22 protein-coding genes are annotated in these 24,443 nt (G+C 35.7%); 17 read left to right on the top strand and 5 right to left on the bottom strand.

Features of this window, described 5'->3' with window-relative positions; genetic code table 11:
- Window positions 1-8 precede the first annotated feature (8 nt).
- Together FGF67_RS03560 and FGF67_RS03555 are read left to right on the top strand one after the other, a co-directional pair.
- Window positions 9-1,403 (top strand): RagB/SusD family nutrient uptake outer membrane protein, encoded by a 1,395-nt coding sequence (locus FGF67_RS03560; RefSeq protein WP_233243994.1) that lies wholly within the window; start codon window positions 9-11, stop codon window positions 1,401-1,403.
- A 29-nt stretch (window positions 1,404-1,432) separates the two neighbouring features.
- Window positions 1,433-2,842 carry a TlpA family protein disulfide reductase gene (locus FGF67_RS03555; protein ID WP_139695096.1) on the top strand — a complete coding sequence of 470 codons (1,410 nt, stop codon included), beginning with the start codon at window positions 1,433-1,435 and terminating at the stop codon, window positions 2,840-2,842.
- Window positions 2,843-2,916: 74 nt separating this feature from the next.
- Here FGF67_RS03555 and FGF67_RS03550 read toward each other — a convergent pair whose 3' ends face one another.
- From FGF67_RS03550 to FGF67_RS03530, 5 genes are all read right to left on the bottom strand, one after another.
- The gene (locus FGF67_RS03550) at window positions 2,917-3,165 is read right to left on the bottom strand and encodes a DUF6520 family protein (RefSeq protein ID WP_139695095.1); all 249 of its coding nucleotides are present in this window, start codon (window positions 3,163-3,165) and stop codon (window positions 2,917-2,919) included.
- 79 nt (window positions 3,166-3,244) lie between these two features.
- Window positions 3,245-4,348: a hypothetical protein gene (locus FGF67_RS03545; protein WP_139695094.1), complete on the bottom strand. Its 1,104-nt coding sequence runs from the start codon at window positions 4,346-4,348 to the stop codon at window positions 3,245-3,247.
- A complete protein-coding gene (locus tag FGF67_RS03540; RefSeq protein WP_233243993.1) occupies window positions 4,345-4,803 on the bottom strand; it encodes a MauE/DoxX family redox-associated membrane protein in 459 nt (152 codons plus the stop codon). The genes FGF67_RS03545 and FGF67_RS03540 overlap by 4 nt, the downstream gene beginning before the upstream one ends.
- Before the next feature lie 100 nt (window positions 4,804-4,903).
- A complete protein-coding gene (locus FGF67_RS03535) occupies window positions 4,904-5,872 on the bottom strand; it encodes a helix-turn-helix domain-containing protein (RefSeq protein ID WP_139695093.1) in 969 nt (322 codons plus the stop codon).
- A 19-nt stretch (window positions 5,873-5,891) separates the two neighbouring features.
- Window positions 5,892-6,278 (bottom strand): DUF7793 family protein, encoded by a 387-nt coding sequence (locus tag FGF67_RS03530; protein WP_139695092.1) that lies wholly within the window; start codon window positions 6,276-6,278, stop codon window positions 5,892-5,894.
- Between the two features lie 197 nt (window positions 6,279-6,475).
- Here FGF67_RS03530 and FGF67_RS03525 point away from each other — a divergent pair, with 197 nt between their 5' ends.
- From FGF67_RS03525 to FGF67_RS03455, 15 genes are all read left to right on the top strand, one after another.
- A complete protein-coding gene (locus FGF67_RS03525; RefSeq protein ID WP_139695091.1) occupies window positions 6,476-8,878 on the top strand; it encodes a bifunctional aminotransferase class I/II-fold pyridoxal phosphate-dependent enzyme/GNAT family N-acetyltransferase in 2,403 nt (800 codons plus the stop codon).
- A 33-nt stretch (window positions 8,879-8,911) separates the two neighbouring features.
- Window positions 8,912-9,751, top strand: coding sequence for an RteC domain-containing protein (locus FGF67_RS03520; RefSeq protein ID WP_139695090.1), 840 nt, complete (start codon window positions 8,912-8,914; stop codon window positions 9,749-9,751).
- Between the two features lie 268 nt (window positions 9,752-10,019).
- Window positions 10,020-10,298: a helix-turn-helix domain-containing protein gene (locus FGF67_RS03515; RefSeq protein ID WP_139695089.1), complete on the top strand. Its 279-nt coding sequence runs from the start codon at window positions 10,020-10,022 to the stop codon at window positions 10,296-10,298.
- Between the two features lie 3 nt (window positions 10,299-10,301).
- Window positions 10,302-10,841, top strand: a complete 540-nt coding sequence (locus FGF67_RS03510) for a hypothetical protein (RefSeq protein WP_139695088.1) — start codon at window positions 10,302-10,304, stop codon at window positions 10,839-10,841.
- Complete coding sequence (locus FGF67_RS03505) at window positions 10,841-11,506, top strand: P-loop NTPase family protein (protein ID WP_139695087.1); 666 nt, start codon at window positions 10,841-10,843, stop codon at window positions 11,504-11,506. The genes FGF67_RS03510 and FGF67_RS03505 overlap by 1 nt, the downstream gene beginning before the upstream one ends.
- Before the next feature lie 256 nt (window positions 11,507-11,762).
- Window positions 11,763-12,050 (top strand): hypothetical protein, encoded by a 288-nt coding sequence (locus FGF67_RS03500; protein WP_139695086.1) that lies wholly within the window; start codon window positions 11,763-11,765, stop codon window positions 12,048-12,050.
- 36 nt (window positions 12,051-12,086) lie between these two features.
- On the top strand, window positions 12,087-12,410 hold the full coding sequence (locus FGF67_RS03495) for a hypothetical protein (RefSeq protein ID WP_317128476.1): 324 nt from the start codon (window positions 12,087-12,089) through the stop codon (window positions 12,408-12,410).
- Window positions 12,410-14,842 (top strand): TraG family conjugative transposon ATPase, encoded by a 2,433-nt coding sequence (locus FGF67_RS03490; RefSeq protein WP_139695260.1) that lies wholly within the window; start codon window positions 12,410-12,412, stop codon window positions 14,840-14,842. The genes FGF67_RS03495 and FGF67_RS03490 overlap by 1 nt, the downstream gene beginning before the upstream one ends.
- Window positions 14,843-14,854: 12 nt before the next feature.
- On the top strand, window positions 14,855-15,484 hold the full coding sequence (locus FGF67_RS03485; protein ID WP_199240647.1) for a conjugal transfer protein: 630 nt from the start codon (window positions 14,855-14,857) through the stop codon (window positions 15,482-15,484).
- Window positions 15,484-16,323: a hypothetical protein gene (locus FGF67_RS03480; protein ID WP_139695084.1), complete on the top strand. Its 840-nt coding sequence runs from the start codon at window positions 15,484-15,486 to the stop codon at window positions 16,321-16,323. Before FGF67_RS03485 ends, FGF67_RS03480 begins: the two co-directional genes overlap by 1 nt.
- 21 nt (window positions 16,324-16,344) lie before the next feature.
- On the top strand, window positions 16,345-16,965 hold the full coding sequence (locus FGF67_RS03475; RefSeq protein WP_139695083.1) for a conjugal transfer protein TraK: 621 nt from the start codon (window positions 16,345-16,347) through the stop codon (window positions 16,963-16,965).
- Window positions 16,966-16,977: 12 nt separating this feature from the next.
- Window positions 16,978-17,931, top strand: coding sequence for a conjugative transposon protein TraM (gene traM, locus FGF67_RS03470; protein ID WP_139695082.1), 954 nt, complete (start codon window positions 16,978-16,980; stop codon window positions 17,929-17,931).
- Between the two features lie 20 nt (window positions 17,932-17,951).
- Complete coding sequence (locus FGF67_RS03465) at window positions 17,952-18,743, top strand: DUF4138 domain-containing protein (RefSeq protein WP_139695081.1); 792 nt, start codon at window positions 17,952-17,954, stop codon at window positions 18,741-18,743.
- Window positions 18,744-19,420: 677 nt separating this feature from the next.
- Window positions 19,421-22,615 (top strand): SusC/RagA family TonB-linked outer membrane protein, encoded by a 3,195-nt coding sequence (locus tag FGF67_RS03460; RefSeq protein WP_139695080.1) that lies wholly within the window; start codon window positions 19,421-19,423, stop codon window positions 22,613-22,615.
- 9 nt (window positions 22,616-22,624) lie between these two features.
- Complete coding sequence (locus FGF67_RS03455; RefSeq protein WP_139695079.1) at window positions 22,625-24,352, top strand: RagB/SusD family nutrient uptake outer membrane protein; 1,728 nt, start codon at window positions 22,625-22,627, stop codon at window positions 24,350-24,352.
- Window positions 24,353-24,443 lie beyond the last annotated feature (91 nt).

Below are 24,443 nucleotides of genomic sequence, written 5' to 3'. Positions count from 1 at the left end.
TAAGTATTATGAATAAAATAAAACATATATATCGAATAGTTACGGTAATGGCATTGATTACATGCTTTTCATGTGAAGAATTTGTAGAGGTTGACCCGCCAAATTCTAGAGTAGTTAGTGCAGTGGTTTATCAAAGTGAAAATCTTGCTACAGCAGCAGTAGATGGTATTTATCATAGACTTTTTAATTTCTCGGGATTTGCAAGTGGAAGCGTAAACTCCATTACAGTTTTAACAGGAGTGTCTTCAGATGAACTGGATTTGTATAATACCTTGGCATTTCCTGAATACCCGTTTTTTTATGACAACACTATAGCTCCTGATAGTAGTATTAACCTAAGTATATGGTCTTCGGCTTACAATATCATTTACCATTGTAATACAGTATTAGAAGGTTTAGCTGCGTCTCATGCTATTAGTGAAACCTTAAAGCAACAACTTAAAGGCGAAGTAATTGCTATTCGAGCTTTTACATATTTTAATTTAGTAAATCTATACGGCGGTGTCCCTTTAATTCTTTCAACCGATTATACTACAAATGCATTAGCCAGTCGCGATTCTAAGGAAAAATGTTATCAAAAAATCATAGTGGATTTAGAAACTGCGGTAGATTTGTTGGCACCAGAGTACCGTGATGGGATTCGCTCCCATCTCAATCGCTATGCTGCAACCGCATTGTTGGCTCGCGTATATTTATATCAAGAGGATTGGAGTCTTGTAGAGGAAAAGGTGTCTGAAGTCATTAATACGAGTTCGCAATACACCATTTTGAACAATCTTGACGATGTTTTCTTGGCTAATAGCGAAGAGGCTATTTGGCAACTCGCTCCAGTTGGTACTACGGGTCATACTAATGACGGCGCAGCTTTTATTATACGAAGTGTGAATTATTTTCTAAATCCTGTAGCCTTAAGCGATGGATTAATAACGGCATTTGAATCAGGAGACCATCGTTTTGAGCATTGGATAACCACGGTTGGAGAAGGGAGTAATTTAGCTTATTACGCATATAAATATAAAATTCGATTTACTATTGACCCGCCTTCAGAATACAGCACAGTTTTCCGCTTAGCAGAGTTGTATTTGATTCGTGCTGAAGCTAGGGTGCAGTTAGGGGATCTATCGGGAGCGCAGGATGATATTAACGTCATACGTGGTCGAGCAGGATTATCATTTACTAATGCAAATACTTCTAAGGACTTACTGGATGCTGTTCGTAAAGAAAGAAGAATTGAACTTTTTACAGAACAAGGGCATCGCTGGTTTGATCTTATACGAACAGGGAAAGCTTCAGATATTTTATCAGTAAAGCATGGGAGTTGGTCTGAAACTAACGAAAAATATCCAATACCAGAGCAGGAGCTTGCAAAAAATCCAAACTTAACACAAAACGAAGGATACTAACAATTTTAAAAAATAAAAATAGAAGCCAAATGAGAGTTGAAAAATTTAGGTTTGTATTTCGTTTGTTAATCCTTTTTGGAGTTTCAGGTTTATGTGCACAATCTAGTGTTAATCATTTTCCAGAAATAGGAAAGCCCATGCCTTTTTTTGAAATGCAGGGTATTCAGAATTATTCAGAAAAGAAAGTGCGTTCTGAAGACTTGAAGGGTAAGCCTTATGTGTTGTATTTATGGAGCAGGTATTGTTCAGGGGCGGTTCAAAGCCTCAAAAACGTAAACGAATTACATAAGAAATATAAGGATAGCGTGACTATTTTCCTGATAAGTGGTAATTCAAGAGGTGCCAGTGAAAAAAGGTTCTATTTTAAAGGATCAGAACCAAGTTTGAAAAATTTCAACGAATTGTACAAAAAGTTAGAGCTTATCTTCGGATTGAATGTGCCTTCCGTTTTTGATTCAGAATTATTTCAAAAGCTAATACCTAGCAATGCGGTACCTAATGTTATACTGGTAGATAAAAATGGTGTAATCAAGGCTATTACATATAAGCTTGATGAAAACAAACTTCGAGCATTACTAAGCGGTAAGTCATTTTTTTACCATGATAAATCTTTTAGGGGATTGCAAAAGGAAAAGGAACACCTGTATACACGAAAAAAACCTTTTTTAGTAGATGGTAATGGTGGTCTGCCTACAGCATTTTCATATCGGTCAGTTTTTGCCGAGTATCAACCCCACTCTCCTAAGATTCCTAAAATACCTAGAACCATAATATCGGCAAGCAAGGATGATTACTTTGGGCAGAAAGGAGTTTTAGAAGGCTGGGAAACCTTAGCAGAATTGTATAAGCTGGCCTATTTTGGCTATCGGGGCGACACAGGAGCTATATATAAGTCAGATTATGTTCACAAAGGGAATTATAACCAAGTTGTTTTAGAGCTTGAGAATGATACTCTTTTTAAGAATATTAATTATGAAACCCGAAACAACCTCTTTGTTTATAGTCTTATTGTGCCAAAAAAAAGAGCGACGCCTATTTTTTTGATGAAGAAAATGCAAAGTGATTTGAAATCATATTTTGAGTTTGATGTTGCCATTGAAAAACGAAGCTTGCCGTATTGGCAAATTACGACTTCTAAAGCGGCTTTAGAAAAACTAAAGACAAAAGGCGGAAATTCAGAAATTGTAACAGACACGTATACCAGAATCAGTTTTACAAATACAAGTATAAATGGGTATTTGGGAGCTCTTTTTTATTTGGTTGCACCCAAATTACAGTTGCCAATCATTAATGAAATATCCGATCATAGCTATATTGACATCCCTCAGACCGATGTCAACTTATTTGATTTCGAGGCAATAAAAAAGGTATTGAGAAGTCAAGGATTTCAAATTCAACTTGCAGAGAAAGCGTTTAATGTGATTGTTATTTCAGATTAAAAATGAAGGAGTTGATAGCAAAAAAGAAGGGCTGCCTTAATCAGGCAGCCGCTTTCTTGACTAATATGAACTCATTATTCTGGATCTTTTTCCAGTAATTGAGAACATATCGTACCATCCCTTAAACCATATACGCTTTGTCCAAAATAGGTACATGTAGCACCTTCGCCCTCACAATCAACAGCAACAGACTGACATTGTTGAGGATTTGAATTTTGAATAAATGTTCCGGGTTCCGAATCAGCCATTTTTACAGATGCAAAAGAAAAGGCAATAGCACAAACAAATGCCACTATAGGCATAAATACTCTGAATTTTTTCATGATTTTAATTTTTAAATTATACATTGATTTAATGACACTAACTTTTTTATACAGGTGTTTATGTCGTGATATCCTGATTCTATCGCGATAAAATGTCTTTATTTTCTTTGGGTTTTGTATTTAAATCTTTAAACCATTTGGGATTGAGGTCATAAACGACCAAATATTGATTATGTATACCTAATAGGTACTTGTTAGTTACAATAAACCGCTTAAGTTTTTGTTTTTTATATGGGTAGATATAGATGCTGAATTCATAGGTATTACTCAGGATATTGTAAATATCAATAACAGAGGTTTCCTGAAATGTTTTTTTACTTTCATTTTTTGACATAAGCCCAGAATGAACAAATAAATAGTTGTTATACGCGTCAGCGTTTTTATTAACAACAATTGGAGGTTCACTAATCGTTTTTGTTTGATTGGATGTAATAGAAGCCACTTTAATTTTAGCTACGGTGTTTGTATCTATGGTATGCCCTTTATTCAGAAGCGTTAGGGTAGTGTCTATTACCAGATATTCATTTCTGTAATGGTAGAGGTATATGATTTTAGAAAGATTTTTATTGTAACGAAGTATGCCATCAGTACAGAAAATGCCATCAACTTGTTTTTTTAATAATTGATCATTTAAAATAACATGGGGTTTTGTGTTAGATTCTTTTCCTAAAATGTTTTCATTTGTTTTTGAACTAATGCTGCGAAGCACAAATGATTTCGAACCGATAGGTTTAGCATCATTAAAGTACATGCTGTCATACATTATTCGTTTTGCAGACCATTCTCCTATAGTTCCCCTTAGTATTCTAGGTTCAATACCATCGGTAATAAAGAAATGGGGGTTAAAAATACTGACACGAGTACTGTTGCTAAATTTTAAAGGGTTTTTATCATCAATTTTAATTGTGTAATGGTTGGTATCAATAGTCGCTAGGTTTATTTTCAACAGATGTAAAGGCGCTGTAAGGTTGCTCAGGTAAACATAATCATTTGATGTTCCAGCAAAATAGTAAGAATTGTATTTTAGATCAATAGACTTATTATATGAAACAGGATGTGTTGTGAAATACCTATAAAAACTATTTCGTTTATGTGTGAGGGTATCAGAAAGACCATAAAGGATACTTACGGTTAAAACTCCCGTAAAAAGACAGACCAGTATTTTAATTAGACTAGACTTCATGATACAGTTGAAGTTTTAAAAGACGGTTTAACTTTTTTGTGTTCCAAAAGCAATATTCCTAAAATGGCCAAGAGCACAAAGCCGAGATTGAAAACTAGGTGGGCGTTCCAACCCATATCATCTAAAATTCCACCACAGGAACAGGGTATATATGGACTGAAATTAAGTATGAAAATGATGTAGGTAGTAAAAATAGTCATCAGGAATAAGGAGGCGTATAAGGACTTAAGTCTGAGCCCAGGAAACATTAAACCGGTGGCTATGAGGATTTCCAAGATAGGAACAAGAATGGCAATCCAATGACCAAGTGCTGTTAGAATGGGCGATTGTCCAACTTGAATTTTAAACTTCTGAAAATCTAGTAATTTGCTAACTGCTGCATATACAAATAGCAAGATGTATAGCACACTAATACATTCTATAATAAAATTTGCATGTTTTTGAAGCCATTTCATATCGTTTGATTTGATATGGTAAAGTTCCAAAGTAAAATTTAATTTTAAGGGATAAGTTTTTGACTGTTAAGGATTTAATGTGTTTTGGGTGTAAGGTAGACTAGTCTGTGTTTTGTTTTGAAAGGGTTCTGAGTTGGCTTGGAGCGCAACCAAAATGCTTTTTAAAGGCACGTGAGAAATGGGAACTACTTTTATAGCCCGTAAGTTGGGCTATGGTTTTCAGAGATTGGTTGGTGTGCTGAATGAGCATTTTGGATTTTCTTAAGCGTTCTTGGGCCAAGAATCTATATACTGAAGTTCCATAAAGCTCACGGAAACCATATTTCAGTTTGAATTCATTGGTGCCGATTTGAAGAGCAAAATCCCGAAGGGATGGAAAGTCCTTATCGAGGTTATTAGTTATCATATCATGCGCTGCTCTAATCTTACGGATATCATCAAAACTTAAACGTATTTTAGATTTTTCAGCGGAAGTAGTATCTGTTTTTAAAGGACTTTTACTAGAAGATGTGGACGGAGCTGAAAGTGCCGAGGAGGTATGATTTCTAGTATGATGGATTGCCGTAAGAAGGGTTTGTTGTTTGTTTTGCTGACTATCATTAAAGCTGGTAACATAGCAGGGTTTAGATATTATGAGTCCTTCTTTAGATTTAAAATGCAGTTTGATACAAAAATCATAGATTGTTTTAAGTTTATTTTTATTGTAGAATTTTTGCCATTGTGCCCAGGAGTCATCAGTTAAAAAAGCTTTTAGTTGCTGACCAATAAGGTCGGCATGCAGCACAGACAGAATTTGACAAGATTGTTGATTCGCAAATTGAATGTTTTGGTTTTGATCCAAAATAAAACTCATTTGCACAATATCTACCATGGGGTCATTAGTATTAACATAGCCATCATGGGTCAGGGCTTCCTGCAATTCTTCTGCCAGCATATTAAGAGAAATACTAATAGCTTCTAGATGATCATTCTTAGTAGAACGTTCCAAACGGTAAAAAAAATTACCTGTAGCCATTTCTAAAAGCATCTTATTGATTTGTTTTATCCGTTGTTTTTTACTTAAACCCATAGTATATGTGCGATTAGTATTATAAAGGCGAATTTTGGTAAGACTTTAGAAAAAGCAAGGCTTCTTCAGTATTCGTAAAGGTTTTGGTAGGTATGGGTGGTTTGCTTGTTCGGATATAAAACTCCGATAGCATTTCAGAAACTGGTGGTTCAACAATAACGGCTACGGCTTTAATTAAGGTAGAGCCTTCAACAGCGAGATAAGCTCTAGCTTTTTTAGTTATGGTTTTGATGCCTCGAATATCACAGAGTATGGGAAAGGTTTGTCCTTGATGCAGAGACAATCGATCTTTTACAATACCCACCGCGGCGTTATAATCAATATGAACACCGTGATGATAAGTAATGTGTAATATGTCATCATGAAACCTATACGAGGTATAGTCATTCTCAAAATAATTCCTCATGATATGGAAAACTGGTAATTCTTTCTAAACTTACAAAATAATCAACAAAACTTATGACCATACATCGATTAGCCTAGTAAATTCAGTAAAATTATTGACTAGAAAGGATAATAATTTTACCCTAAGGGATTTTTGAACTCTAGATTTATTAAATACCTACAAACCGCCCTAAATTTTATGACATAAAACGTAAAATTATGGCAAAAATCACACACAACAATTTTTTAGATACCGTAAACGAGGTATTTACAGACGCAAAACAGCAGGGTATCATGCACCTTTATGCTGAAGGCGAAGATTTCTCAGGAAGAACGATAGGTGTTGGGGGTCAAAACCTATTTCATTTTGGAACAACTGGCTACTTGGGTTTGGAACAAGACCAGCGTTTAAAGGAAGCAGCTATTGAGGCCATCCGAAAATATGGCACCCAATTTCCCTTATCGAAATCCTATATTTCCAACCCCTTGTATGCTGAGTTAGAAGCTAAGCTAACCGAAATGTATCAAAATCCAATTATTATTACCAAGAACAGCACCTTAGGACATATGGGTGTTATCCCCAATGCGGTAAGTGATCAAGATGCTATTATTTTAGACCATCAAGTACATTGGAGTGTACAGAGTGCCGCCAAGGTATTAAAGAACCGCAGTGTACCCATTGATATGATTCGGCACAATAATTTAAACATGCTCGAAGATAAAATCAAACGTTTATCCGATAAGCATAAACGCATATGGTATATGGCCGATGGCATTTATTCCATGTATGGCGATTTTGCACCCTTAAAAGATTTAAAAGCCCTCTGTCTTAAATACCCGCAACTGCATTTGTATATCGATGATGTGCATGGTATGAGTTGGACTGGAAAGAACGGCACGGGCTATGCGCTTGGGGAATTGGGCGAACTCTCAGAGCATATGTTGGTATTTGGAACCTTAAGCAAAACCTTTGGAGCTAGCGGTGCCGTATTAGCCTGTTCAAATGAAAAAATGTATCACGAAATAAAGACTTTTGGCGGGCCGCTGACCTTTTCTGCCCAGCTTGAACCCGCCTCAGTAGCTGCAGCCATAGCATCAGCAGATATCCATCTGAGTGAAGAGATATATGAATTGCAAAACGATTTGAACGAACGGGTTATGTATTTCAATATCCTATTGCAAAATACCAATTTGCCACTTATCGACCAAAATCACTCTCCTGTATTTTTTATTGGAACAGTCATGCCCAAAACAGGTTATAATTTTGTGAGCCGATTAATGAAAGAAGGGTTTTTTGTGAATTTGGGCATATTTCCAGCAGTACCTGTGAAGAATACAGGAGTGCGTCTTACCATATCACGACATAATGAAAAACCTGAAATTGAAAGTTTGGAGGAAGCTATGGTATACCATTTTCCCAAAGCTTTAGAAGACACCCACACCAATTTAGAGCGGGTTTGTAAAGCCTTCAAGATGGAGCCTAAAACGGAAAAACAGGACAAAATCAAAGTACCCACCGAACTGCAGGTAAAGATTTATAGCAGGATTGAGCAGCTTGATAAACAGCTTTGGAATACAACCGTTGGTAAAAGAGGTGTTTATGATTGGGAAGGCTTACAATTTTTAGAAAGTGTTTTTAGTGGAAACCGTAAACCCGAACACAATTGGACATTCAAGTATATTCAAATTTGTGATGCTAAAGGGCAGCCCATATTACTCACATTTCTTACGCTGGGATTATGGAAAGATGATATGCTTGCCAAGGAAAGTGCATCGAAGCAAATCGAAAACCAAAGAGAAACCATGCCCTATCATTTAACATCTCGGGTGTTGAGCATGGGATCCTTATTTACTGAAGGCGAGCATTGGTACCTTAATGAGCAGCATCATTTAAAACAAGAAGCTTTGGGGCAATTGATAAAAACGACTGAAACCTTAGAGCAAGAGCTTCAAGCGAAAATGGTGGTGCTTCGTGACTTTGATGCAGATACCCCATGGCATGATTATTTTCAAGGTCAGGGGTTTGTTCGGGTAAAAATGCCCAATGCTTGCCATGTGGATTTGAAAGAAGGCATAACTATGGAGACCTTCGTGCAGCAGCTTTCGTCCAGAAACAGACGGCATATCAGAAAGGAGATTTTAGCCCATGAAGATAATTTGCATATAGAAGTTTTACAACAGGCTGACACCTCCCAGTTACATCAAATAGCGCAGTTGTATCATAACGTTCATAAAAACAATTTGGGACTTAATACATTTACTTTTCCGCAGAAGTTGTTTGCGAGCATGTCTGAACACCCCAATTGGGAGTTTATAACCATCCGTTTAAGAGAAAACCCGTTAAAGATTATTGGTGTGATGCTGTGTTACAACAATAACAACACCGTGTATGTTCCAGCTTTTGTAGGTTTAGATTACAACTATGTGTTAGAATACCATGTGTACCGACAATTGTTGTATCAAACTATTAATCGCGCTATTGCATTACAAATACCGAAAATTGATTTTGGAATGACAGCCGCCTTTGAAAAACGAAAATTAGGAGCTGTGGTTGAAGAAAAGTTTGCCTATTTACAAACAGCAGATAACTATACACTGGAACTTATTGGAATTTTGGAATAAATCAAGCTTATAAAATTGAGGGATTTTATAGCCATGAATTTTCAATCAGTATTAACGGCATTTGAAACCCAACTAGACGCTATAGATAAAACACAAACCGATATTCTATTTATCGCAGAAACGGGTATATCCCATTGTGAAAAGTATATCAAAACCTTACGTCAAGCCGTCATAGCATCTGGTTTTGAAAGTCAGCAGGATGAAATTCATTTTTTCAAACATGTCAAGCCTCAAATCATGAGTAAGCTAATCTATTATGTAAAGCTACACCATATAGAATGCAAACGGCCAAGAAGTAGTACAAAGTTTCAGGTAAAATATTTAAACGCACATATTAATAAACTTCAGCTGTATTTTAATGATAATTTAGAGTTCTATCATTATTATCGGCGAGGTGCCACTACTCTGGATACTCAGTATTTTTTAAGAGGACAATCAGATTTACGCTTTCCCACGGCCTCTTATCATTATTTTACAGATGATGCATTCTCAACCTGTCAAGATCATACGGTAGCTACCATCATGGCCTTTGACATGCTTATTGTCTATTTACAACAAGAAATTGAAAAATTAGAAAACGATACAGATAACGCTAAAACCTCTCACATGAAGCACGTATCAAAATTATTTTGGACCGGAAGCAAAACCGATCTCATCGAACTTATTTATGCCCTGCATGCCAGTGGTAGCATAAACAGCGGTACCGCCGACATCAAAGAAATTGCAGTTGTTTTTGAAACCCTATTTAATATGGATTTAGGTAATTATTACCACACATTTATAGAGATACGCGCCCGAAAACACAGCCGAACCAAGTTTTTAGACCGTTTGGTCGATGGTTTGAACCAACGCTGTGATGCATCAGATGAATAATTCCCAATACGCACCCACCTTGGGAAAATGAGTATCTCCATGTGGCAACCTCTAAAGGCAAGTATTTTTGACTAAAAAAAAGTGAACCCACTCTTCAAAAGTGTCCAAAACACCCCAAAAATTGGGCAGAAAAAAAACACCCACCTTGGGAATGCCTATAGAAGAATACTTAAAAAGTCGTTTCAATTTTGTCATACGAAAGTCAAATCATAGCAAAGTCGTCATAAAAGAAATGAACCTTGGCGGCTTTGTTTTTAAAACAATTCCTATGGCAGCAACAATTATTACCTCGGAAGATTTACGAGATTTCAAATTAGAATTATTGGACGACATCAAGCAGCTCTTAGAAACTACGCAAGGGCAAGTGCATAAAAAGTGGTTAAAATCCCCAGAAGTTAGGGCTTTGTTAAGTATTTCTCCAGGAACTTTGCAAAACTTAAGAATAAATGGCACCTTGCCCTATTCAAAAGTAGGAGGCGTGTTGTACTACGATTACCAAGACATTCTAAAAGTATTGGAGCAAAACAAAATTCATAATAAGTTTTAAGCTTTGGAGCCCATAAATTACATCAAACACCTCAATGGGGTGTTTGAGCAGTTTGCAAAGGACAATCGGTTAAACCCGACCCACATTAGCCTGTATATAGCCTTGTTTCAGGTGTGGAATGCTAATTATTTTAACCCCACATTTTTCATCAATCGAGAAGAAGTGATGGTCTATTCCAAGATTGGTTCAAAATCAACTTATCATCGCTGCATTAAACAGCTCAGTCATTGGAACTACATTTTGTATACGCCTTCGCATAATCCGTTCAAAGGGAGTCGAATTAAGATGTTCGATTTTGGGACAAGCTCTGGACAAGTACTGTACCCAAGCCGTACCAAAATCGAGACAAGCAGTGGACAAGCAGTGGTACCTATAATAAAACATATACAAACTATAGAAAACAATAAAAACATTAACAAACAGAAAAATTTTAAAATTTTAAAAACTAAAGGTTTTTCAAACAGCAAAAAACAGAACCGCAGTGTCCCATATACGGACAACCTCAAGACCAGTACTGATAAAAATTACAACGATCCGCTATAATGGAAACTAAAAACAAACCCTATATCATTTCAGAAGGTAAGCTCGATTACGAATTGGGGGAGCTTAGAGGCCAACAGATTCTCTATGATTTTGATAAAATGCTGGTCTATTTGGAAGCCAAAGGGCAGTCCCTGTTCGGTCATGGGTTTAGACTGTATGAGGAAGATCGCGATATTCTGTTCAAGCTTTGTAATTATGCCATTCAAGATAAAACCATGTGCAAGAAACTGGGTTTAGATCCTCAAAAAGGCATTCTGCTATCTGGTCCAGTAGGCTGTGGCAAAACAAGCCTCATGACACTGATGCGTTACTTAACACCACACCGCAAGCCTTACAAAATGATTCCAGCACGTAATATCGTTTTTGGTTTTAATTACTTGGGGTATAAAACTATAGAAGATTATGGCAATACCCAGTTTTTTTGTTTTGATGATTTGGGTGTAGAACCAATGGGCAGGCATTATGGTAAAGACTGTAATGTTCTTGGAGAAATCCTCATATCACGTCATGATTTATTCCTTAAAACCAAACTTAAAACTCATGCCACCACCAATTTGAATGCCCAAGAACTGGAACAACTTTACGGCAATCGGGTGCGTTCGAGGATGCGTGAATTGTTTAATTTGATAGCCTTCGAAAAAAATAGTCAAGACAAACGTCGTTAAGTGAAAAATGTGATAAAAAATCATGGCGATTGCAATAATCTAGCGTTTTTAAGTAAGAAAATATATTCAAAAGTAAGTTGATTTCATTTAGAAATCTAAAATCCCTCATACGATTTGATTCCATTTATTTTCAATTAAAATCAATCCACATCAAATAAAATTATTCCTGTAAATGATAGTGTTTACGTGATTTAAGGTTTGTTTTTAAGTAACTTTTGAATAGTCAAAAACGCAAACTATTTAAACTTAAAAACAGATGAAAAAATCACTAATCTTTACCGTTTTTTTATTCACAGTTAGCAAAACCCTTTTTGCACAAATCGGAGGTATTGAAGATTCCGTAAATGATGTATCTGATACCATCAGAGTCATTTTCCCTATTATTCTAGGGGTAATCTTTTTGATCGGCTTTTTATTTAATGCAGGACATTTCTTCGGCGAGAATGCCGACCTCAAAAAAGGCATTACCCGAGTGCTCGTCTTTGTGCTTATTGCTGGAGCCGTAGTGGGCATCTTCACTTACCTAATAGGAATCGTTGTCTAGTCGCTAAGCGACATTTGGCAACCATAATGAACATTTATGAATTTGAATGAGAAGATTTTGAAAACTTACAACATCTATAAAGATATCAGAAAGCGCGCCATGATTATGGGCTTACCCATTTCATGGTTCGCTTTACAAATGACATCGGTTATCGGCTCTTTATTACTCATCATATTTTCATTTAGCTTATGGATTATTGTTATGGTATTTCTTTTTAATGGTGGGCTATTTCTTGCCCTAACACAGCTCACCAAACACCCTAGCTTATTACATTTTAAAAGGGTATTCCCCAAAACCCTCAGTAATAAGAAAATGGGATTGACCAGCCTTTTTACAAACAACCAAATTTCAAAGCCATGATGCAGACCATAAACATAGCGTCATATTATCCCATATTAAACATAGATAAGCACATGGTATTTGCCAGTAATGGTAATGTGGTATTAGCTTATAAAGTGGAATTACCAGAGATCTATTCGCTTTCAGATCAAGATTTTGAAAACCTACACAGCGTCTGGTTTCAAGCCTTTAAATCTTTACCAACAAGCACGGTAATTCACAAGCAAGACATCTATCAAAAAGAACACTATGCAGTAGACAAGTTACCACAGCAAACCTTTTTACAACAGGCCACCCATAAACACTTTAAAGAACGTGACTATTTACAACATAGCAGCTACTTGTTTTTTATTCTGCCATTAGATAAAACCTTGAATGCCTCCAAGTTTACCAATCCTTTTCGTAAAGCAGTAAAAAGTAATCTCCAAGCCACCGATAATAAGGTACAAGAATTTGTAGAATCTGTAAATGATGCCGTGGGATATATCAATAACAGCAGGACGGTACAATTAACCCCGTTAAACGCCAAACAAATTTATGGTCTAACCGATGCCTATTTCAATGGCTTCAATACGGGGATTACAACCGACATTCAATTAAAATCTCTACGCGAAAGCGGTAATGTCAAAATCTCCATTGGCGAACATATTTTTGATGTATTAGCTATCAATAGTGAGTTGTGCTTTGGAGAATCGGTACAAAGTAGTAAAACCAATGATAAGTTTACTTCGGATGACTTTGTATTTCATCAGGGCTTTTTGGATGGACTGGGCCTTAATCTCAACCAAAACCATATCATCAATCACATCATTTATCTAGATGACAAACACAAATGGCGTAAACTATTGGAGAAGAAAATTGAAGAACTCAGTAAGAGTGCCAACTTCGGCACACAAAATAAGGTTATTAAAAAGAAGATTGAGGCCATTGTTGCTAAAATTAATGAAGACGATCATTCTAGAATTATTAGAGGGCATCTCAATGTGGTATTCTGGAGTAAAGAAGAAAAAGCCTTAAAGCGAATAGCTTCAAGGATAAAGAGCGAATTTAAGGAGTTAGACATCGTACCACATTACCCCAAAGGGGAAGAACGGAAACACTATATTTTAAATTCCTATCCCTTTTTTGCGACCCATTTCTCAAATGAAGATCTGTATGTAACCGATTTGAAACATGCCTTGTGTTTATTCATCAACAACAGTAATTACAAATCTGATGAGCAAGGCATCATTTTTAATGACCGGCAGTTTAACATCCCGGTTTTAAAAGATGTTTGGGATGAGGATAAAAAGCGAATCAAAGCGCGTAATTTTGCCATTTTTGCCCCCACAGGAGAAGGTAAGTCCTTTTTAGCTAATAATATTCTTCGGCAATATTTTGAACAAGGGCTACGACTGGTTATTATCGATTTGGGAGGTTCTTATGCCAAGTTTGCCAAACTCTATCCTGAGCGCCATACCATTTTGAGGTATGAACAAGGCAAAAATTTAGGCATCAATCCCTTTTATATTTCGAGTGCAACTGATTTGACTCCCGAACGATTGGAAGACCTTGCTGTTTTTCTTTTAGAATTATTGGCTGCAGGGCATGAGGTATCCAAAGCCAAAACGGTAGCCATCAAAAAAGTGCTGCTACATTACTATAAACACATTCGCTCACAGCACTCCTTAGCTTCACTGTATGCCTTCGTAGATCAAAAAAAGGACAGCCTTTTGAAAGAGCTTAATATACGAGAGACGGATTTTAGCGTCTATAATTTTTTGCATATCCTTTCGGAATATGTTGATGGTGGACTGTATAGTTTTCTGTTTAATGAAAGTGAAGACCAAACTTATAAACTAGAGGACAAGCGCCTCATTGTTTTTGAGCTTGATGAAGTGAAAGACAATAAAGAAATTTTATCGGTCATGCTGAAATTGATAAAAACGGCCATCCAACGCACTATATGGCGTAACCGCTCGGAAAAAGGCATCATATTATTCGATGAATTTGCCAAACAGTTGAAGTTTTCAAATGTGCTAGAGAGTGTAGAATTCTATTACCAAGCCATACGAAAGCAAAATGGTGCCATCGGCATCATATTACAATCCATCAACCAACTACCAGATACGTCAACATCGGCCAGTATTTTGGAAAACACCCAGATCATTTATAGCCTAAGAAACGAAAAAGGCTATGAAGCCTTAGCCAAGAGGCTTAACCTTTCCAGTCATGATTTAAACCAATTAAAATCCATCCGAAATAAACTAACCGGCGATAGGAAGTATACCGAAATCTTTATCAAAATAGGAAAGGAAAGCAACATTTTTCGCTTGGAAGTACCCAAAGAAGTCTATGCTGCCTATCTCACGGATGGCAGAGAAAATGACCGTATCATGGCCATATATGAACAAACAAAAAACATGGAAGAAGCTATTACCACCTTCATCCATAATACAGAAACTATAAATTAAAATCTAAACCTTATGAAATCTTCAAAAAACATTCAGAAACCACATAAACCAAAAACCTGTTTTGTTGTTAAAAACAAAACCTTGGTATTAGCAGTATTGCTTGTCATTTCAACATCTGGCCACATTTTGGCCCAGGGGATGCCGGTATATGATAATACGAATTTTATCAGCTTTACTAAATCTCTGATAGAGTCTGCGAAGCAAACCTCACAACTCTTAAAAACGGTACAATTTCTTAAAACCCAAAAAGAGAATATAGAAAAGGTAAATACGGTAATCAAGCAATTAAAAGCAGTTCGGGAACTCACGAGAAACAATCAAAAGCTATACAATATTATTCAAAACGATTTAAGGGAAATACTCAATTCGCCTTATATCAAATCCGATGAAGTAAACCGAGTATCTGCATCCTTTAATGCTATTGTAGATAACTCCTTAGAAGGCTTGAATTATTTAGACCAGATTCTCTCAAGCCATAATTTAAAAATGACAGATGCCGAACGTGTGGAGGTACTGAAAACGATGGAACGGCAATCCCAAGACATGGTGGCCGAGATAGAAGCCAAAACACGACGTTATAAAGAAATTATTGCCTTTAGACGTTTACAGGATAAAATTAATAATCGCCAGGGTGCATACTAATGGCAGGAATCGTTTTAGGCATAGGATTAGAATATGTAGATACAGTGTTTAGTACCATTAAGAACAGTGCCTTTTCTCAATACACCTTAACAGGAATGAAGGCACTAGCCATTTTACTGTTTCTGGTAAACATCCTTAAAAAGTATAACGAAGGCGTAGTTAATAAAGATGATTATACCTGGGGATTAAGCCCAACAGAATTAGCCAAGAACTTCGCCGTGGTTATTGTAGTTTTATTTTCCACACAGGTATTGGATGTGTTTGATGGTATTTTAGTGGCCATAGAAACGGCGTATCGTGATACGGCTCCAGCACTCCTTCCGTTGCAGATGCAGGACATTGATTTGGAGCGCGATGTGGGTGCCTTGGAAGCCGCCAAAAAAGCCTTTGCTTTATTGTATGAAGCCTTGGTTACACCCTTATACGGTTTAAAAGCCATAGCCTTTATTATGGGCATCTTTTTGTGGCTTTTAGATTTGTTTATCTATCCTTTGTTTTTAGCAGAGCGATATTTTCTGTTGGGCATTATGCAAGCGTTTTTTCCGCTTGTCATTAGCCTAGCCGTATTTGAGAAATTCAGAAATCTGGCCTATAACTTTTTTAAGCTTTATGCCGCAGTTTATATGCTGGTGCCTGCTTTTTTTCTGGTCAATGTTTTTGTCAATAACCTGTACTCTGAGATTAATAGCAATTTTTGGTCGGCGCTTTTCGGAACGGATTGGGGCAGTGATTTCTTTGCGCCACTGCTTCAATTTGGTTCCATAGGCTTTATTGTTCTGCTAAAATTCAAACTCTACAGAAGAGCCAGCAGCTTTGTTATAAGACTCTTTACAGGTTAATTGAATTAAAAATTAACATCTATGAAAACACCCTATAAAAATATTTACGGCGTACTGAAGTTAAATCGGTTTGTTGTCCTTGCTGTGGTTCTTGTAAGCGGGCTTACCACTTGTGTAGCCGTCCTAGCCGTAGTCAAATTGCATAAAGACAGTTTAAACAAAGCCTTTATGATTAATACCGAAGGTCATGTTATCCCATTGAAGCTTGCAGAGCAACGAGAACACCAGAAAGTAGAGCTGTTGTCGCATTTGGAACAGTTTCATCGGTATTTCTATCATTTGGATGCCAGTAATTTTGAAAAGCATTTGGATAAGGCCTTATGGTTAGGCGATAGTTCGGTAGATGCTCTGTACAAACAGAAAAGAGCAGATGGAGTTTACAACCGTTTGTTGCAATATTCCTTGATTCAAAAAGTCCTAAGGATTGAATCTATTATTCAAACACAAACCGAACCTTATACCTTTAGAACAACCACCGTTTTTGAAATCAACCGTGGTTCTGTGGTGGATACCTACCGCTTAGAGACCTCAGGAAACCTGGTTCATGTCGATCGGCATTTTCCCAATAATCCGCATGGATTATTAATCACAAATTATTTTGAAAATAAACTTCAAAAATTAGAAGCCTTTACTAACGAATAAACTCCATCAATTATGCATTTAGATAGTAAAAAAATCATCCTCATCATGCTGATCGCCTGTGTGATTGTATTTATCATAGCCTATGGTCTTAGCTTAAATCACGCAGAAGATGACCTCGAATTAGACACCAATCACATACCTGTTCCGGTATTAGAAGAAACGGATAAAACATACCAATCTAAAAGAGAGGCCATAGACGCTTTAAAAGAAGAAAGAACACAAATGGCTCCCAGCGTTTATAATGAGAATTTATGGAATGAAGATGGGATTTATGATGATAAACTATTAGACAAGCAAAAGGAAGAATTATTGGATAGTATTTACACCTATCAAGAGGAGACCTACACAAGACAGCAGCTCAAACCTGTGGAACGAGAGCAGCCCAAAAATAATGGTAATAATTCCATGGAAATAGAAGAAACCAAAGTCACAGAAAAAGATCCTCAAACCTTGGCTTTGGAACACCAGTTGTTTTTTGCATCAGCACCAAAACCCTTAATAAAACCAATAGATGACACCCCTGAAACTTGGATTCAAGCCTATGTGGATGGTAAGCAAACGGTTCAAAAAGATTATCGCTTAGCCATGCGCTTAGCAGAGGGTAATACCATTGGTGGTTCGTATTATCCAAAACATACAGCGGTTTATGGATTTGTGACCTTTAGACCAAATCGAACAATTATAGCTATAAGTACCATCAATCACAAGCCTGTTAAATTAAAGGCTTATGATTTTCAGGATGGGAATGAAGGAATTTATATAGAAAACAGCTTCAGGGCTGAAGCTAGACAAGAACTGGTCGATGATTTGGTTCATGACATTAATATCGCAGGTGTGCCAAATGTGTCCTCTGGGCTAAACTCAGGTGTAAATGGCATAAAACGCATTTTTCAACGAAACAATCGCAATGTCAAAGTAACTATAGCCGATCAATACAAACTCATTTTAAAAACCGATAACCGCTAATAATCTTAAAACACAATCATATGAAAACATATATCACATTAGTGCTATTAGCTAGTTTAAATAGCTTGTGGGCACAAAAGCCTTTAGATACCATATATGCAAATGCATCGCACAATGTAGCTTTGTTTTTTACAGAACCCATCAAGCAAGGTATTACGGGTTCAGATAATTTTGTGTTTACCTATAATAGGGAAAAAGAACAGTATTTCGGATTACTACAAGCCATTCCAGGAACAGAAAGTAATTTGCTTACTGTTACCAAGATGGGGCAGGTTTACGCTTACATATTAAAATACAGAGACAGTTTAACAAAGCTCAATTACTTTATAAATAAAGAAGAAAGTATCGGTCGGGAAAAATCCATAACTAATAAACGCGATAACTTAAATGATGTAAAAAAGCACGAAGTTCGCAAGCGTTTTTTTGAAGGACATTGTAAGCAGTTACTCAAATCAAAAAATATGCGGCTCGCAACAAAACGAGAAAAAGGTTTAAAACTTCAACTGCAAAATATGGATTATAAAGAAAACCTAGTATACCTAGTTTTGGAATTTACCAATAGGACTACTATTGATTTTGAAGTCGATTATCTGAAGGCGTTTATTGAAAATGGAAATAAAAAGCTTAGAGCGTCTTATCAAAAAGTGGAGCAAAAGATTTTGTTTGAGTATGGAATGCCCAAAATTATAAATTCTACTAGCAAAACTAGATTTGTGTTGGTGTTTCCGAAGTTTGTGTTAGGTAAAACCGATTTGTTAAGTATTGAACTCACGGAAAAGAAAGGGAATAGAAGGATGGAAATATGTTTTTAAAATATTTTAGATATGTGTTATGGACAAATCAATCAATCCAATCCATTGCAAATACACGATGGTTTGTAAATATCGTTTTCCAGTTATAAAGTAGTTTTTTTTAAGTGAACATCTATAACCTCACCTAATTTTGTATGTTGTTCTAGAACGTGTAGTAGTTTAATCTTATTGTTATAAGGGCCCTGAACGAATAGAATTTTACGCATTATTGGTTTTAGCAAACGTAATCGAAGGGTGAGTATGTGTAAGAGTATTAATAATGATAACCTTACTACTAAATATAACTAAAGAGTTTATCAATGCTAAAGTAACTTAATTTCGTTTTTTACTAAATCAGTTCAACACCAAACTTGAAAGCGGTATAAGGATTCTCTTTTATTATATTCAGTCATGGCTACCAAAAATGGAAATTTAACTTGAAAATTTTAAAACAAGTTTGTTTTACAAATAGCCACATAGCGGTAGAGATAGGCGATTAATAGGTTAGTATGATAAAACTTCAACATAAGTTCAACTGTATTCAACAATATTAACATTTAAATTTAAGCTAGATCATTTACTTTGTGTTGTATTTGATAACAACATAATTTAGTTCTAACTAAATGAATTATAGGATTAAGATGAAGTTGTTCTTAAATATGTGCCAACTAATATTAACTAAACTAAAATGATTAAACATGACAAAAAGAGAGGTTAAGATTTTATTATTAATGATGTTTTGCGTGTACTCAAGTAACTATTTGGGGGGGCAAGAGAAGGATATTACTATTACAGGAAAGATTATTGATGTTAATGGGCAACCATTAATAGGTGCTACTGTTTTAGAAAAGGGGACAAACAACGCTACAGTCGCCAATTTTGATGGTTTTTATGAATTGAAATTGAGGCAAAATACTGCTAGAGGTGCTGTACTACAATTTAGTTACATTGGTATGGATGTAATTGATATTCCATACTCGGGTAATAGTGTTATTAACGTTACATTGTTGCAATCTGATGATAATATTTTAGATGAAGTTGTTGTTATAGGTTATGCGACTGAAAAAAGGAAAGATGTGACGGGTGCTATTTCTTCGGTTAAAGGTGAAGATTTGGAGGATGTGCCCGTGCCTAATGCTTTGGATGCTTTAAAGGGTAGGATTCCAGGACTGTCCATCATTTCAAGTTCAGCGGCTCAAGATTCAGAAATTAGTGTTAGAGTGAGAGGAGGGATTTCGATTACACAAAATAATTCTCCATTGTATATAGTAGATGGTTTTCCTATGATTGATGGTTTTGAAGGTTTAAATCCAAACGACATTGAAAGTATCGATGTCCTAAAGGACGCTGCTGCTACAGCTATATACGGATCCAACGGTGCAAATGGAGTTATTATTATTACTACTAAATCGGGTTTTGAAGGGAAAAGTACAATAAACTACCAAACTTTTGTTGGGGTAAAAACACCTTCTAGGCGTATAGATGTATTAAACCCACTTGAATATGTTTTATATGATTATGAACGCACAGGAGGAGGCGTAGGATGGGAAGAAATTTATGGGCCGATAGAAGATGTAGAGAAAAACTATGCGAATAGAAAAGGTGTTAATTGGCAGGATGAGGTTTATGGAGGTAAAGCTGCAATTAATCAAATGCAAAGAATATCATTAAGTGGAGGATCTTCGAGCAATACTTATAATATGACATATACCTTTAATGACGATGATAATATCGTGCCCAATAGTGGGTATAGTACTCAGGCATTGCGAGCTAGCTTTGGACAAAAAATGGGTGAAAAATTGAAAGTTAACTTAAATATAAACTATTTTACTGACAATTTAAGAGGAGTGGGTCCCTATGGAGAAAGCGGAAGGCAAATGATAAAATTGATAAATTATAGGCCTACAGCAGGGATTAATTTTTCTGATGAGGATTTAATTAATAATGATATCGATCCCTTGTTTGATGATGAAGATGATACTGTAATTGATGTTAATCCACTCACAAATTTGCAAACTCAATTAAGGGATAGAGAAAAAATACGCGCTACATATTCTTTTGGGCTAAACTATGATATTAATGATTCATTTAAATATAGTTTTTCAATTGGTATGACCAATAATGAAGTAATGACCTCCCGGTTCTTTACGGCCAGATCTAGTTCGGCAAGATTATCTGGTGGGCCTTCTGGTCAGTTGGATCAACAGAAGCAATATCAATATTTTGGAAACCATACTTTAGCCTATAAACCAATACTCAAAGGGAAAAAATATAAGTTTGATGTACTTGTGGGGCAGGAAATTAGAGAATTTAAGTCAGAAAGTTTAGGTGTTTCAGCTAGTGGATTTCCAGATGAGAATTTTGGGATAAATGCTATGCAGTTAGGTACCATACCGGGTATTCCTTATACTAATAAGGCCTCAGAAAAATTACTTTCTTTTTTCGGGCGTGCCAACTACAAACTCTTTAATAAGTATATTTTAACTGCTACATTAAGGGCAGATGGATCTACTAAATTCGGTCAAAACAACAAATGGGGCTATTTTCCAGCAGTTGCTTTGTCATGGCAGGCACACAAGGAAAAAGTTATTGAAAACCTAAATGTTTTTTCGAATTTAAAATTTAGAGTTTCTTACGGAGAAACAGGAAATAGTAGAATACCAAATTTTCAATCATTATCCTTGTATGAAAGTGATTTTACGCCTTACAATAATAGGCCAGGAGTGTCATACTTACCTACATTACCTAATTCGAATCTTAAATGGGAGACCAACATATCTAAGAACCTTGGAATGGAAATGGGGTTTTTTAAAAATAGATTAGTCATTATTGCAGATCTGTATGAAAATGAAAGTAGAGATTTGTTGTTGAGTACTAGATTAGTAAATAATTCTGGGTTTTCTACGGCTATAAGAAATATAGGTTCAACTCAGAACAGAGGGCTAGAGATAGGTGTTCAAAGTCGAAATATACGAAATGAAAATTTTAGTTGGACCACAAATTTTAACATAGCATTCAATGAGAACAAAGTGTTAAAATTAGCAGATAAGGAGAGATGGGAGATTCAATCTAGAACAGTTAATAATTCTGGGTCAGATTTTGTAATTGAAGAAGGAAAGACTACAGGTTTAATGTATGGGCTAGTATATGACGGTTTGTATACTACAGATGATTTTGATTGGGATGCGGATAATAGTGCTTGGGTGCTGAAAGATGGTATTCCTGTTAGTTCATTTCAAACACCTGAACCCGGTGTAACTAAATATGTTGACGTAAGTGGTCCAGATGGTATTCCAGATGGAATATTAGATGCAAAAGATAAAGATTTTATAGGAGATGCAAATCCAGATTTTACTGGAGGAATTCTTAATACCTTCAGATACAAAAACATAGACTTGTCCATGTTTTGGAATTTTAAATATGGGGGTAACATACTTAACGGGAATGTTTACCAATTATTGAGAGGAGGTTCCAATAAAAGTACTGCTAAATTTATTTACGATAAACAATATAAAACATATGATAGCCAAGGAAATGATTTGTTAGCTACAGGAAATGTAGAGGCTTTAAAGGCAATTAACGAAAACGCAGAATTACCTTCACAAAGAGCAAATTTTGTAAGATTAGACAGTTATATGATTGAAGATGCTTCATATGCGCGTTTAAGCCAATTGACTTTAGGCTATAGCTTTTCAAAAAATGTCTTAAATGATTTAGGCTTAAGTAAATTTAGATTATATGCATCTTTTAATAATTTGTTAACAATTACAGATTACTCAGGTTTTGATCCTGAGGTAAGAATGAATGCTAATAATGGTTTAACACCAGGGATAGATAGAGGAAGTTTTCCGCGTTCGGTATCCTATGTGTTTGGACTAGATGTTTCACTTTAAAAAATTACTATGAAAACTATATTTAATACATTAAGCAGATATAAGATGTTTGTCAGAATAAATTTATACAATGTTGTAATTGTTTGCAGTGTTGCAATTGTAAGTTTAAATAATTCATGTCAGGAGTATTTGGAAGAAGACCCCCTGTCAGCATTTTCAACAGATGAGTTTTTTACATCTACGACCAGATTAAAAGCTGCAGTTTTAGGAATTTATGAAGAACTAGCTACTACTGAAGGCTATGGATATGTTGAGATTATGCTGTCAGGAGATACAGATATTCTTACGGCAGATGGAAGAAATGTAAATGGTAACTTGGGGAGTGAACAGGAGATTGCGCATTACAACACGCAGTCCGAAAGTCGACCGATTGAAAATCTTTGGTTGGTATTTTACAGTTCAATAAATCGCGCAAACAATGTAATTGAAAATGCCCATAAAGTGGTTACACATAACAAAACAGAAGAAAAATTGGTTAAAGCCTATGTTGCTGAAGCAAAAGCTTTAAGAGCGTTTTTATATGCTAATTTGGTAAGACGTTGGGGCGACGTGCCTTTGAGACTTCAACCTTCAGATTTATCTCAAAACTTAAATTTACCCAGAAGTGCAAGGGTTGATATATATGAGCAAATTTCAAAAGATTTTGAGGAAGCTATACCAGATTTACCTTGGCATAATGATCCAGAAGCTGAGTTAGGTCATTTAAGTAAGGGTGCGGCTATGGGACTTTATGTAAGAGCAATGTTATTTGCGGGAGGATATAATTTATATCAAGATGGTAAGGTAAAAAGACCAGAGAATTATTTAGATTATTATAATAAGGCCGAAAAAATAAGTAAAGAGTTGATAGAATCTAATAGACATGAATTAAATCCAGATTATGAAGATATTTATAGAAAAATAACAGGAAGTGTTTTAGAGCCAAGCGAATCTATGTTTGAAATAGACTTAGCAGTAATGAATGGCTCATTTCAAAATTCAGGGCGCATAGGTTCCAGAAGTATTGGTGTTAGAATAAAAAATTACACGAGTAGTACAGGAGTGAAAATTGGTACAAACATAAGAATGACAACAAGTGATTTTTTATCACAAAAATTTCAGGATGGAGACTTGAGAAGAGACATAAGTATTGCGGACTTTGACCTAATAGGAGACAAAGCGACAAATATTCTTTCAAAAAAGCCTATTCCGTATAATAACAATGCAACATATGGTTGTGCAAAATGGAGAAGGGATTGGCATTTTCCAGAAGCTATTCAATTTAATAACACAGATGCAAATTACGTAATTTTGAGGTATTCAGATGTTTTATTAATGAGAGCTGAGGTTTTAAACGAACTTAATAATGGTCCAACAGAAGAGGCTATAGAACTAGTTAATAAAGTTAGGCGCAGAGGTTACGGATTTGACATAAATTCTTCTAGCCAAATTGCTGATGTACCTTTCGAGTTTACTACAGACAAAGAGACATTTTTAAATTTTTTAATAGACGAAAATGCTCGAGAATTTTCAGGAGAGGGTAACCGAAAATTTCATTTGATTAGATGGAATATATTGCAAGAAAAATTGTTGGATTTTAGAGAATTTCTACTAACAGATCCCAAAAACAAGTTTTATGGATTAAGAGTTCATTTGGCTAGCGAATTGTATACACCAAATAAGCACGAACTTTATCCGATTCCACATAACGAGATTCTTGATAGTAATTTCTTGCTTACTCAAAACCCGGGTTATTAAGATTTAAATAAAGTAGATAAGTTTTTAGTTAGAGCGGTTAGTAGCGTTAAATAATTTCTGGAGTAGATGATACTCTATCATTGAATTGATT

This window comes from Allotamlana fucoidanivorans, assembly GCF_006265225.1.
Taxonomy (GTDB): domain Bacteria; phylum Bacteroidota; class Bacteroidia; order Flavobacteriales; family Flavobacteriaceae; genus Allotamlana; species Allotamlana fucoidanivorans.
Note: the sequence above shows the minus strand (reverse complement) of the source record. Positions and strands in the feature narration are given on the sequence as shown.